The 11,989-nt window shown below is 69.2% G+C and carries 12 protein-coding genes and 1 pseudogene; 2 read left to right on the top strand and 11 right to left on the bottom strand.

The genetic code is table 11. From position 1 onward, the window contains the following. Positions 1-183: 183 nt before the first annotated feature. The 5 genes from AC2W7C_RS06485 to dnaG all read right to left on the bottom strand — a co-directional run bounded on the left by AC2W7C_RS06485 (position 184) and on the right by dnaG (position 5,916). Positions 184-630: a DUF488 domain-containing protein gene (locus tag AC2W7C_RS06485; RefSeq protein WP_486000711.1), complete on the bottom strand. Its 447-nt coding sequence runs from the start codon at positions 628-630 to the stop codon at positions 184-186. Positions 631-635: 5 nt separating this feature from the next. Further along, on the bottom strand, positions 636-1,262 hold the full coding sequence (locus AC2W7C_RS06480; protein WP_486000710.1) for a DUF488 domain-containing protein: 627 nt from the start codon (positions 1,260-1,262) through the stop codon (positions 636-638). Between the two features lie 79 nt (positions 1,263-1,341). Further along, positions 1,342-1,959: a dual OB domain-containing protein gene (locus AC2W7C_RS06475; RefSeq protein WP_486000709.1), complete on the bottom strand. Its 618-nt coding sequence runs from the start codon at positions 1,957-1,959 to the stop codon at positions 1,342-1,344. Positions 1,960-2,029: 70 nt separating this feature from the next. Further along, positions 2,030-3,982, bottom strand: a complete 1,953-nt coding sequence (gene rpoD / locus AC2W7C_RS06470; RefSeq protein ID WP_486000708.1) for an RNA polymerase sigma factor RpoD — start codon at positions 3,980-3,982, stop codon at positions 2,030-2,032. Positions 3,983-4,050: 68 nt separating this feature from the next. Then, a complete protein-coding gene (gene dnaG, locus AC2W7C_RS06465; RefSeq protein WP_486000707.1) occupies positions 4,051-5,916 on the bottom strand; it encodes a DNA primase in 1,866 nt (621 codons plus the stop codon). A 220-nt stretch (positions 5,917-6,136) separates the two neighbouring features. Here dnaG and AC2W7C_RS06460 point away from each other — a divergent pair, with 220 nt between their 5' ends. Beyond that, positions 6,137-6,403, top strand: coding sequence for a hypothetical protein (locus AC2W7C_RS06460; protein ID WP_486000706.1), 267 nt, complete (start codon positions 6,137-6,139; stop codon positions 6,401-6,403). A gap of 3 nt (positions 6,404-6,406) precedes the next feature. Here the strand turns inward: AC2W7C_RS06460 and AC2W7C_RS06455 are convergent, their stop codons facing one another. The 6 genes and pseudogenes from AC2W7C_RS06455 to AC2W7C_RS06430 all read right to left on the bottom strand — a co-directional run bounded on the left by AC2W7C_RS06455 (position 6,407) and on the right by AC2W7C_RS06430 (position 11,793). Then, positions 6,407-7,576, bottom strand: a complete 1,170-nt coding sequence (locus AC2W7C_RS06455; RefSeq protein WP_486000705.1) for an acetyltransferase domain-containing protein — start codon at positions 7,574-7,576, stop codon at positions 6,407-6,409. A gap of 131 nt (positions 7,577-7,707) precedes the next feature. After that, positions 7,708-8,869 (bottom strand): annotated as a pseudogene (carA, locus tag AC2W7C_RS06450) (glutamine-hydrolyzing carbamoyl-phosphate synthase small subunit). 46 nt (positions 8,870-8,915) lie between these two features. Next, positions 8,916-10,169, bottom strand: coding sequence for an amino acid permease (locus AC2W7C_RS06445; RefSeq protein WP_486000704.1), 1,254 nt, complete (start codon positions 10,167-10,169; stop codon positions 8,916-8,918). After that, positions 10,151-10,282, bottom strand: a complete 132-nt coding sequence (locus AC2W7C_RS06440; protein ID WP_486000703.1) for a hypothetical protein — start codon at positions 10,280-10,282, stop codon at positions 10,151-10,153. The genes AC2W7C_RS06445 and AC2W7C_RS06440 overlap by 19 nt, the downstream gene beginning before the upstream one ends. After that, positions 10,279-11,277 carry an aromatic ring-hydroxylating oxygenase subunit alpha gene (locus AC2W7C_RS06435; RefSeq protein ID WP_486000702.1) on the bottom strand — a complete coding sequence of 333 codons (999 nt, stop codon included), beginning with the start codon at positions 11,275-11,277 and terminating at the stop codon, positions 10,279-10,281. The genes AC2W7C_RS06440 and AC2W7C_RS06435 overlap by 4 nt, the downstream gene beginning before the upstream one ends. 42 nt (positions 11,278-11,319) lie before the next feature. Then, a complete protein-coding gene (locus AC2W7C_RS06430) occupies positions 11,320-11,793 on the bottom strand; it encodes a hypothetical protein (protein ID WP_486000701.1) in 474 nt (157 codons plus the stop codon). Positions 11,794-11,802: 9 nt separating this feature from the next. On the opposite strand from AC2W7C_RS06430, the gene AC2W7C_RS06425 reads away from it, so the two are divergent. Continuing rightward, positions 11,803-11,989, top strand: a 187-nt coding sequence (locus AC2W7C_RS06425) for a hypothetical protein (RefSeq protein WP_486000700.1), incomplete at its 3' end; no start/stop codon positions are given.

The following is an 11,989-nucleotide window of genomic DNA, read 5'->3' as shown; positions in this document are numbered from 1 at the left end:
CGCGCCCCCTGGACGCCTGCTACCGCCTGTACCGGTCAGGACGGCGCCGCGCCCACAGCGCCCCGGAACGCGCCTTCATGGACTGGATCCGCCGCGAGGTCGCCAAGTCCATGACCCTCTTCGCCGCCCAGACCGCGGACGCGCGCGCGGCCGCCTAGGCCGAGCCGGGCGACGGCTTGGGCCTTAGAGGTGCTTCGCTTCCAGCGCGCCGCCCCACCGATCGTTCAGGTACTCGATGACCAGCCGTCGGTGGCAATGGTGAGGAGTGGCTTCCGAACACAGCAGGCAGGCGCCCTCGAACATGTCAGGACGCAGGCGCGTCTCGATCTTTCGCTGCTTCATCAGATCGAGGAAGCGGGGCTCGTACACGGCCCAGTCCCCCTTTTCCTTCTTGAAGGCCTTCAGGATGTCATCCGTGGGAGCCAGCAGGGGCTGGTGGACGTACTGGATGCCGCCGAGCTTCTTCAGGAAATAGGCCAGGTCGTCCGCCTTGGCGAAGCCGGCGAGTTGGGAGGTGTTGTGCAGGCGCACGTCCACCACCTTCTTGACGCCGGCCTTCAGCAGCCGTTCGAAGAAGCCTTCGGCGTTGGTTTTCGTGAAGCCGATGGTGGCGACGGTGGTCTTGGTCATCGTGTCTAGCCTGCCAACCGGGTCTTCTCTTCGGGAGGAGGTTCAGCGAACGCCACCTTGCGCCCGCGCTCCCGATAAGCGTCGCGAAGCCGATCCGCCTCGCTCGCGAACATGTCGTCGTGGGTCTTGTTCGTCATGGCCAGAAGGCGCGTCTCGATATCGGCCTGGGTCGCTAGGTCGCCCGCGCCGAGGATGTGCGCCACCGACACGCCGCGCTCGGCCAGGGCGCGGCCGACAAGAAGGCAGCGATGGCAGTCCAGCGGGCTGCGCTCGGAACACATCATGGCGATGCGATAGGTCCGGGCGCCGCCCTGCAGCCGCTCCAGTCCTCGGTGGAAATCCGCCGTCCGCGCCATCTTCTCATAGTCGGCGACGCCGTCGGTGTAGCAGTCCGCCGCCTCCGGCCGCCCGCCCAATTCCCGTCCCAGGAACACATAGGCGACCCCGTCGCGCGCCAGGGCCTCCTTCAGAACGTCTCGGTTGTACTGGGGAAAGGCGCGCGAAAAGGGCGAGGTCCGGACGTCGGCGACGGCGGTGACCCCGGCCGCCTTCAGGCGCGCGACGAACTCCTCATAGGCCAGCGTCGAATGGCCGATGCTGAGGATGCAGGTTTCGTCCGGTTCGTGCGCCACGCCGAAGTGTATCAATTGTCGGGCGTGATGACAGCGGCGATCAGCTTGTAGGCGTAGCCGTTGAACGCATCGCCCAGACTCACGCATAGCAGCGCTCGTCCGACGGGAAACCGGCCATCCGGACCGAAAAATACTGCCGGCGGACAATCGGATCGGTGATGCCAAGCAGATACTGCGCGCCCTGGTGCGTGAACGCTCCCCTCAGCTTTCGCTTGTCGCCGAAACGGGACCGTTCGTTCTCTAGCCGGACCTCCAAGTCCTGGATCTCGATCAGCCTCAGCGAGCCCTCCGCTGGCCGCGTCAGGACCTCCCGGACTCGGTCGTTGCGCCCGTGACTGCTCGACGAGCCCGTTCCCCACAGCGGTCGCGCCGTCCTGTCGATGACCGATAGGATTTCTTCCCACGCCGCCCGCCGCGCGAAGCTCCAATGCGAACGCGAGTCCAACAGGTGGTTTTCCGTCTGATAGCCATGCGGGCTCGGACGGAGCAGCGGCACATTCACGATATCGCCGACGCGCGGATCCTGACCGTTGGCGAACATTCGCTCCTGTTCCGAGACTTCTCCGTGCTCGCGGGTGCTGACCGGCCGAATCCACGCCATGGAGCCGTCCGGCAGGCGCTCGACGCCGGCCAGACACCGACCCGAGGTCTTGTAGGAGTTGGCCAGACACAGGATCGTCTTGACGTAAGCCGGCATTCAAGCTTCCCCAATGGTGAAGCTTGAATGCAATCTGGATTTGCGAAAAACGCAACCCCTGGTTTACATCTCAGCTGTCCAGGAAGCTCCGCAGCTTCCGCGACCGGCTCGGGTGCTTGAGCTTGCGCAGGGCCTTGGCCTCGATCTGGCGGATGCGTTCGCGGGTCACGCTGAACTGCTGGCCGACCTCTTCCAGGGTGTGGTCGGTGTTCATGCCGATGCCGAAGCGCATGCGCAGCACCCGCTCCTCGCGCGGCGTCAGCGACGCCAGAACCCGGGTCGTGGTCTCGCGCAGGTTCGACTGGATGGCGGCGTCGATCGGCAGGACAGCGTTCTTGTCCTCGATGAAGTCGCCCAGGTGCGAGTCTTCCTCGTCGCCGATCGGGGTCTCCAGCGAGATCGGCTCCTTGGCGATCTTCAGGACCTTGCGCACCTTCTCCAGCGGCATGGCCAGCTTCTCGGCCAGCTCCTCCGGGGTCGGCTCGCGGCCGATCTCGTGCAGCATCTGGCGGCTGGTGCGGACGATCTTGTTGATCGTCTCGATCATGTGCACCGGGATGCGGATGGTCCGCGCCTGGTCGGCGATCGAGCGGGTGATGGCCTGACGGATCCACCAGGTGGCGTAGGTCGAGAACTTGTAGCCGCGGCGGTACTCGAACTTGTCGACCGCCTTCATCAGGCCGATGTTGCCCTCCTGGATAAGGTCCAGGAACTGCAGGCCGCGGTTGGTGTATTTCTTGGCGATGGAGATCACCAGGCGCAGGTTGGCCTCGACCATCTCCTTCTTGGCCTGGCGGGCCTCGCGCTCGCCCTTCTGGACCGTCTGGACGATGCGGCGGTAGTCGTCGATCGGCAGGCCAGCCTCGGTGGCCACGGCGGCCACGTCGCCGCGGATCTGGGCGATCTGAGTCGCCTCGTTGTCGCTGAACTTGGTCCAGCGCACGCCCATGTCCTTGACGCCCTCGGCCCAGTTCGGGTCCAGCTCCTTGCCGAAGTAGGACTTCAGGAACTCGGGACGCGAGATGCCGTAGCTGTCGGCCAGGCGCAGCAGCCGGCCTTCCAGCCCCATCAGGCGCTTGTTGATCGCGTACAGCTGCTCGACCAGCGCCTCGATGCGGTTGTTGTTCAGCTTCATCGTCTTCAGGCGGCCCGAGATGGTCGCCGTCAGGGTGTCGTACGCCTTCTGGTCCTTGGCGTTCAGGACCTCGCCCTTCAGCCGCGCCTCGACCAGCTTGTCCTGCAGCTTGCGGAAGGCGCCAAAGTCGGCCGCGATCGCGTCCAGGACCTCCATGACGCCGTCCCGCAGCTCGGCTTCCAGCGCCGAGATCGACATGCCGCCGCCATCGTCGAAATCGTCGTCCTCGTCGTCGCCCTCGGGCTTCTCGCCGGCGGGCGCCTCCTCCTCGGCCTCTTCCTCGGCGGCTTCGCCGGCGGGGGGCTGGTTGTGCGGCAGGGACGACGGGTTCAGCACGCCGTAGGTGGCGTCCAGGTCGATGACCTCGCGCAGCAGGATGCGGTTGTTGGCCAGTTCGTCGCGCCAGACCATGATGGCCTCGAACGTCAGGGCGCTCTCGCACAGGCCCGAGATCATGGCGTCGCGGCCCGCCTCGATGCGCTTGGCGATGGCGATCTCGCCCTCGCGGCTCAAGAGCTCGACCGAGCCCATCTCGCGCAGGTACATGCGCACCGGGTCGTCGGTGCGGTCATAGGCGGCCTTGGCGGGCGTTTCGGCGACCGAGGTCTCGGCGCGCTCGGCGACTTCGCCGCCCTCGCCGTCCTTCTGCTCGGCGTCTTCCTCGGCCTCGACGACGTTGACGCCCATTTCGGACAGCATCGCCAGGGTGTCCTCGATCTGGTCGGGGGTCACCTCTTCGGACGGCAGGACCTTGTTCAGCTCCTCCATCGTCACATAGCCGCGGGCCTTGGCCTGCTTGATGAATTTCTTGACGCCGGCGTCGGTGAGGTCGAGCAGCGGGCCGTCGCTCTGAACTTCGGCTTCCTGCGTCTCGGTCTGGGCGCTCATTCAGTCTCTTCTCCGGGCGGCGGCTGATCAGGCCGCCTGCCAAATACAACGTGTGGCGAGGGCGTTGGTTACGCCCCCGAACTGTCTTCCCAAATTTCTCCGGTCTTGATCGCGCGACGCAACGCATCCCGCTCGGCCTTCAGCCGGCGGAACGCCTCGTCCTGCCCCGGCACGCTGCGCGCCGAAGACAGGGCGTCTTCCAAGGCGGCGACACGGGTGAGCGCGTCGAACGCCTGCGACCATCGGATCCTCGTCTCGCCGAGGGGCTTGTCTGCAGCCAGGAAAGGCGCGCCGGACTTCGCCGCCGCCTTCTCGACCTCGCGCATCAAGACGTCATGACCCGATTGCGCCAGATGGCGACGCAGGGCCGCCGAGTCAAGGTCCTGGCCCGAGAACCGCAGGCGGACCATCTCCTGGGCCAGGCCGTCCAGCGACGGATCGCCGAAGCCGTGGGCGGCGATGGCCTCCAGATGGTCGTCCATCCGTTCCGGATCGTCGATGGCGCCGTGGGCGAGGCCGCGGCCACCGGCTCGATGGCGCGGCTCAGCGACTGCATGGCCTGGGGCGCCTTCGGCCGTCTGGCCCAGCACCGGCGGCGGTCCCCAGCGGCGGCCGCCGTGGCCGCCCGCTCCACCCGGAGCCTGCGGAGCTCGGCGCGACGGAAAGGCGGCGTCGAACCGGTCGAACAGCTCGCGCCGATATTGCTCGGCCAGGTCCCGGTCTTGGATGGCCGAGGCCTGCTGGCGCAGCCGGCCCTTGAACCCGGCGCGGCGCTCGGGCGTGTCCAGCGGCTCGGCCTCAGCCTCCTTCTGGAACAGCACCTCGGCGAAGGGCCGGGTCGTCGATAAGGCCTGGCGCAGCGCCGGCGCGCCCTGGTCGCGCAGGATGTCGTCCGGATCCTTGCCGCCCTCCAGAAGAGCGAAGCGGAAGGACCGGCCCGGCTTCAGCTGCGGCAGGGCCCGGTCGATGGCCCGGTAGGCGGCCCGCCGCCCGGCGGCGTCCCCGTCGAAGCACAGCACCGGCTCGGACGACACCCGCCACAGCCGCTCCATCTGCTCTTCGGTCAGGGCGGTGCCCATCGGCGCGACGGCCGGCACCCCCGCCCGCTGGCACGCGATGACGTCCATATAGCCTTCGACCACCACGATGGCCTGATCCGACTTGCTCTCGGCCCCCAGGATGCGGCGCGCTTCGGGCAGGCCGTACAGGGTCGCGCCCTTGTGGAAGAGCGGGCTCTCCGGTCCGTTCAGATATTTGGCCCGGTCGTCCGGGTTCATCGCCCGTCCGCCGAAGCTGACGATCCGGCCCCGCGCGTCCAGGATCGGGAACATTAGCCGGTCGCGGAACCGATCGTAGGGCGCCCCGCCGCCCTCTGGCGCGATGAGCATGCCGGCCTCGACCAGGTCGCCCGGCTTGGCGCCGCGCTGGATCAGGGCGTTCTTCAACCCCTCCCGGTCGTTGGGCGCATAGCCCAGGCCGAACCGCTCCCACTGGTCCTCCGGCAGGCCCCGCTTCTCCAGGTATTCGCGCGCCGCCTTGCCGGGCGACCGGCGCAGGTTGGCGGCGAACCATTTCTGGGCCAGGTCCATCCAGTCGCTCAGCCCCTGGCGCTTCTGCTCGCGCTCCTGGGCCTGCGGATCCTCGGCCGGCAGGGCCATGCCGGCCTCGCCGGCCAGCCGCTGCACGGCTTCGACGAAGCTTAAGCGTTCGGTCTCCTGCAGGAAGCTGATGACGTCGCCGTGCTTGCCCGAGCTGAAGTCGTGGAAGAAGCCCTTGTCGTCGTTGACGAAGAACGACGGGGACTTCTCCTTGGTGAAGGGCGACAGGCCGACGTATTCGCGCCCCTGGCGCTTGAGCTTCACCGTCCGCCCGATGATATCGGACGGCCGAAGGCGGGCCTTCAGTTCCTCGAGGAAGCGATCATCGAAACGCACCGTCGCCTTATAGCGCGCGACTCAGGCCAGGGGCGTCATTTAGGTTTCGTTAACCACTATGGCGAAAACGCAGCCGTAAGCGTCTGATTTTTCGCATATTTCCATGGAACTATCCACAGGCCCTGTGGATTAACCATAGGCTCCGTCCCAGAACCGGACGGGATTGTGCGGCCTCTGCGGCGAACCGCGCCGGGCCGATCGAGAGCGAGATTTCCCTCCCATGTTCATCGCCATCGCCCGTCCGGCGGTGGAGCCCCAAGGCCCCGACGCCGTCGCCGTCCCCGGTTCCCCCGCCATTCCCGCCCTGCCGCCCCGCGCCCTGCACGCCCGTCTGCTGCAGAACGCCGCGCTCCGTCGGATGAGAGGCGCGGAGCGACGGCGCGCCCAGCGGCCCGAGGACGCCGACTACTGGCTGCACGCGGCGCCGGCGGCGGTGAGGAAGGCGGCCGCCCTGCGCGAAGAGACGCGCTTCGCGCCCCTGCCCTGACGCCTACAGATAGCCCAGCCACCAGTCGCGGCGACGGCGTTTCACGCCCTCGAACCAGCGCGACAGCGGGTACAGCAGGATCAGAACGGCGAGCCAGGCCAGGTAGACGCCTCCCAGACCGAAACCCCAGCCGGCCTCGATGAGGCGGGACGGGTCGGTGATCGTGTCGACGAAGGCCGAGGGCGGAACGCCGACCGCCAGCCCGATGGCCACCGCCAGCGCATGCGCGATCCAGACGTGCAGCAGATAGGTGAACAGCGGCGTGCGACCGAAGGCCAGCAGCGGCCTGACGCGCAACCCACGCACCCGATCGAAAGCGGCCAGCAGAAGGAAGGCCAGACCGATCATCAGCAGAACATAGGCCGGAGACGGGGGATATTTGTTGGTGCTGACGATGCTGAAGGCAGTCCATAGCGCACCGTCCTGGGCGATCCACGGGATGGGATCGAAGCCTGGCAGATTGAAGCCGCGCCCGATCGCGAACAGGGCCAGAAATCCGCCGGCCGCCAGCAGGATTCGTCCGCGCCGCAGCCCGTCCGCATCGGTCAGAGACCCCGCCAGTCCGTAGCCGAGCAGCAGGATTCCCATCCAGGGGATCGCCGGATAGGCGACCAGCAGCAACCCCGCGTCGGTCGGCGCCGGCCCCCGCACCGCCAGCATCCGCCAGATCGGCTCGAGCGGCCCAAACAGGGCGGGGGACAGGAGGCCGAGCAGCGGATGCCCGACGATGACGGCGACGCCGATGGCCAGGATGGCGAGGCGCGGCAGGCGATGCAGCCCGGCGAGCACGATCATGCCGAAGCCGATCGCCCAGATGACCTGGGCGAAGAGCCACCAGCCGAAATTGAAGCCGAGGCCGATCAGCGTGAACTCGAGCACGATCAACCAGACGCCGCGCGTCACCAGGAATTTCGACAGGTCGCCGGGGCTCTTTCCGTTCGCCTTCTGCAGCCAGACCGACAGGCCGGCGAGAAAGACGAAGGTCGGCGCGCACAGATGGGTCGCCCAACGGGTGAGAAACAGCGCGGGATTTCCGGAATCCAGCGCCATGGGATCGGCTGTGAAGGCGGTGGCGTGGAAGAAGTCCCGGACATGGTCCAGCACCATGACGACGATCACCAGCCCCCGGAGGGCGTCGACGGCGTCGATGCGAAGCGCGCCGGATCGGGTCACGCCGACCGCCGTGAAGCGAGGGGCGCCGGCGGTGTTTCATGGGGCCGTTCGACAGTCTGGGCGGTCATGGGCGATCCTCCCCCAAGGTGTCGCCACTAGTCTGCATCGCGCCGGGCCGGCGCGCCAGATCATCAGCCCTTCATCGAATCCGCGAAGCGCTGGAACAGATACAGGCTGTCCGTCGGCCCGGGCGAGGCTTCCGGGTGGTGCTGGACGCTGAACACCGGGCGGTCCTTCAGGGCGATGCCGCAGTTGGTGCCGTCGAACAGGCTGACGTGCGTCTCCTCGACCGCGTCGGGCAGGCTGTCGCGGTCGACGGTGAAGCCGTGGTTCATCGACACGATCTCGACCTTGCCGGTCGTCAGGTCCTTCACCGGATGGTTCGCGCCGTGGTGGCCCTGGTCCATCTTGACGGTCTTGGCGCCCAGCGCCAGGGCCAGCATCTGGTGGCCCAGGCAGATGCCGAAGATCGGCTTGCCGCTGTCGACCAGCTTCCTGATCTCGGGCACCGCGTACTCGCCGGTCGCCGCCGGGTCGCCCGGGCCGTTGGACAGGACCACGCCGTCGGGGTCGCGCGCCAGGACCTCCTCGGCCGTCGTCGTCGCCGGCACCACGGTGATCTTCGCGCCGGTCGAGGCCAGCGCCCGCAGGATGTTCCTCTTCACGCCGTAGTCGATGACCACGACCGACTTGTCCGCTGCGTCCACGCGCGGGTGGCCTTCCGGCCAGTCCCACAGCCCCTCGTCCCACTGGAACGCCTGCAGGGTCGAGGCCGGCTTGGCCAGGTCCAGCCCGACCAGGCCGGTCCAGGCCTTGGCCTGGGCGACCAGGGCGTCCAGGTCGAAGTTTCCGTCCGGGTCGTGGGCGATCACCGCGTGGGGCGCGCCGCCGTCGCGGATCAGGGCGGTCAGGGCGCGGGTGTCGACGCCCGCCAGGCCGACGACGCCGTCGGCGCTTCATCCAGTCGTCGAATGTGCCGTCGGCCCGCCAGTTGGCCGGATCGGTCGGAACGTCGCGGAAGATCGCGCCGCGCGCCGAGGTGTCCGATCCCCCGCCGATCTGCTCGATGTCCTCGACGTTCACGCCCACATTGCCGACATGGGGGAAGGTGAAGGCCAGGATCTGGCTCATGTAGGACGGGTCGGTCAGGATCTCCTGATAGCCGGTCATGGCGGTGTTGAAGACCACCTCGCCCAGGGCCGAACCGGTCGCGCCGCAGCCCACGCCCTGCAGGATCGTGCCATCCGCCAGCGCCAGGACGCCGGTGACGCCGGGAAGAAGCTGGTGGGTCATGGCGCGCTCCGTATCGCCGACAACCGGCGGGCAAACGGCGGCGTGGTTAGGCCCCCGAAGGGGCCGGGTCAACGCGCGACGGCGACTTTCTGAGGAATAGCAGCCAAGCCGCGCTGGTCACCACGAAGAAGCCCGCCGTCGGAAGGATGTATCCCGGGGCCGCCGCGGCCACCGCGGCCGTGGTGAACAGCAGGCCCAGGGCCCCGATCAGGCGCGCCCGGGTCCAGCGCGCCATGCGGAACAGCGAGGCTGAGCACAGGCCGTAGACCACCAGGCTGAGCACCGAGGTCACGCCGATCAGCATGCCGAACTGACCGCCCAGCGTGGGCTGGCCCGAGATCACCGCCACGACGCTCATGATCGCCCCGCCCAGCAGCGGGTTGGCGATCGGCGTCCTCTGGCCCTGGCCGAAACCGGACGGCAGATAGCCGTGGCAGGCGGCCGCCCGCGCCGTCTCCCCGCCCAGCATCACCCAGCCGCCCAGGGTGCCGACGGCCTTGACGACCGCGCAGGCCGCCACCAGGCCGCCGATCGAGGCCCCGAAGACCCGCGCGGTAAGGTCCGCATAGGGGCTGGACGACTGGGCCAGCACGGTCGCCGGGATCACGCCGAACACCGCCACGCTGGCCGCGACATAGACCACCGAAGCCAGCAGCACCCCGGCGATGGAGGCGCGGCCGACATCGCGGGCCGGATGGCGCACCCGCGACGACAGGACCGCGGCGCTCTCGACACCCAGGAAGGCCCAGAAGATCACCGCCAGCGAGGCCGGCACGCTGTGCGCCAGGGTGTCGCCCGACGGGCTCCACGAGGCGGCGAAGACTTCGGGGTCGAAGGCGATCACGCCCGCCACGACCGCCACCGCCAGGGGGGCCAGGCCGATCGCCAGCGCCAGGGCCGCGAACCGCGACGCGGCCCGGGCGCCCAGGATATAGGCTCCGGTCGCCAGCCAGATCAGGGCCAGATTGCACAGCGTCGCCGCGACGGGCTGCTTCAGCACCGGGAAGAAGAAGGCCAGGTATCCGGTCGCCGCCACCGTGATCGCGACATTGCCCACCAGGCAGGCCGTCCAGAAGGCGAGCGCCGTCTGGAAGCCGAAGAAGCGGCCCAGCCCCCGCTCGGCGAAACCCGTCAGGCCGTCCGCGTCCGGCTGCATCCGGCCCAGGGCCGCAAACACCAGCGCCAGGGTCACCGCCCCGATCCCGGCCGCGACCCAGCCGATCACGCTGGAGCTGCCGACCGGCGCCAGGGTCGCGGGCAGCAGATAGACGCCCGAGCCGATCATGTTGCCGGCCACCACCAGCGCCGCCAGGCCCCAGCCCAGCTTGCCCTTGTGGTCGCCATCACGTCCTCGGCCAGGACGTCGTCGGCCAGATTTCCGGTCTGGGTCGTGGGATCGGACGTCTGGGTCATGCATGAACCTCGGCGATGCGGGACTGGAACCAGGCGACCGCGGCCTCTTGCCGGGGACTGAGCACGCCCCGGTCGTAGGCGCCGGCGGACAGGTTGGCCTGGACCGCTTCGCAGATGGCGGCGTCCTCGCCGGTCAGACGGTCCGAAGCGGCCAGGGCGTCGCCCAGCGCGGCCTCGCCGCCGTCGTTCAGGAACAGATAGTCCAGGCGGGTTCGTCCGGGACCGACCGGCGTCATCCGCTCGATCATGGCCCCGTCGCGGTAGACGTTGATTCCCAGGTTGGGCCACAGCCAGCCCCAGACGCCGGCCTGGGGCCCGTCGTTCACCCCCACGGCCTCCTGCACGACCAACTCCCCCTCGACCCGGACCCGATACTCGGCCGAGCCGAGCTCGTTCGCCAGCACCGGGTGCACCGAGCCGATGTGATAGCCCTCAAGGTAGTTCTCGGCGTAGGTCTTCCAGTCGCAGGCCAGGTCGTGGGTCCGGCGCAGCGCCGGGCGCGCGATCTCCAGTCCCCGTTCCGCCAGCAGGGCCTCCAGGGTCGCGACATGGTCCTCGAGAGAGGCCGCCTCCGGGTCCAGGGTCGCGAACGCCAGCCCGCGCCAGGTCTCCAGCCGCACCGGCAGCAGGCCGAACTCGCGCGGGTCGAAGCCGTCCGCCGCCCCGAAGCCGACCGCCGACCTCAGCCGGCCGTCCAGCATGTAGCGCCAGCCGTGGTAGGCGCAGACCAGCTCGGCCCCGCAGTTGCCTTTCTCTCCCACCACCAGCGGGCCGGCGCGGTGACGGCAGACGTTGTGGAAGGCGCGCAGGACGCCGTCCTTGCCGCGGACCATCGCCAGCCGGTGACCGGCGATGTCGGCGGCGATCCAGTCCCCCGGCTCGGGCGCCTCGGCCTCGTGACCCAGGAACAGCCAGGCCCGGCCGAACACGGCCGACCGCTCGCGGGCCCAGGCGTCCGGGCATCCGTACAGGCGGGCGGGCAAGGTCGGTTGCATGGCGCGCACAAGGCCCTCGCCCGGAGGCCTCGTCAACCGCCGTCAGACGGTGACGGCGTCCATCCCGGCGAAGACCGCGTGGGTCGCCCCCGCCGCATGGGCCGCCAGCCCTCGGTCGGGACGCAGATTCAGCAGCATGACCTGCGGGCAGGACCGCCGGGCGGTCTGGATCAACTCGGCCGCGGGCGCCCAGTCGCGGACGCTGTCATGGGCGACCCCGGCGAAGTCGATGGAGATGCAGCGCACCCCCGTTCCTCCCAGCCGCCGCGCCGCGCCGACGTCCGGCGCGATGTGCAGGATCACGCCCTGGGAGGCGGTCTCGAAATGCGAGACGGCCTCGCCGATGAGCTCGGCGGACGCCTGCTCCAGCCCGCCCATGACCTCGACCAGCAGGGCGCCGGGCGCCGGCTCGTGCTGCATCTCGGCGCACAGCATGGCGAACCGGCCGCCGCTCGACGCCACGGTGCGCCAGAAGGCGGGAAGCACCCCGCTGTCGTTAGCCCCCAGCCGCAGCATGTCCAGCCCGTGCCGGAGGGTCTGCAGATCGATCCGGCGCAGGTCGACGGCGTCCAGCGGGCGGCGCCCCAGCCCGGTCAGGGCGCGCTCGCCGCCCGGATGGCGATGATGCGCCGGACACGGCGGCTGACCGGCGCCGAACGGCCCAGGCTCGAAGACCCGGCTGGGCGGCGAGGGTCACGGTGCAGCTCGCGCC

Source organism: Brevundimonas sp. CURTG3B2_SDJG (assembly GCF_057364705.1).
Note: the sequence above shows the minus strand (reverse complement) of the source record. Positions and strands in the feature narration are given on the sequence as shown.